The 239-nt window shown below is 49.0% G+C and carries 1 pseudogene; it reads left to right on the forward strand.

Annotated elements, in window-relative coordinates:
* Positions 1-119: 119 nt before the first annotated feature.
* A pseudogene (locus tag RTW80_RS30685) lies at positions 120-239 on the forward strand (lipid kinase YegS); the annotation flags it as partial.

The following is a 239-nucleotide window of genomic DNA, read 5'->3' on the forward strand; positions in this document are numbered from 1 at the left end:
TCCTTAGCCTGCGTAATCTCCCTTACGCGGGCTTATTTTTTGCCTTTCATCCTGTTCTTACCCGCTTTTTCCTTCTCTGGGATACACTCTTTCTATAGTTAAAAAAGGGAGCAACCCGGATGGCATCCTATCCAGACAGTTTATTAATTCTCAATGGCAAAAGTGCAGGCAACGATCTGTTGCGCCAGGCGATCACCGAATTGCGTGAAGATGGCGCGCGCATTCACGTGCGGGTGACC

The organism is Escherichia sp. AM3 (assembly GCF_032029835.1).
GTDB classification, from domain to species: domain Bacteria; phylum Pseudomonadota; class Gammaproteobacteria; order Enterobacterales; family Enterobacteriaceae; genus Escherichia; species Escherichia coli.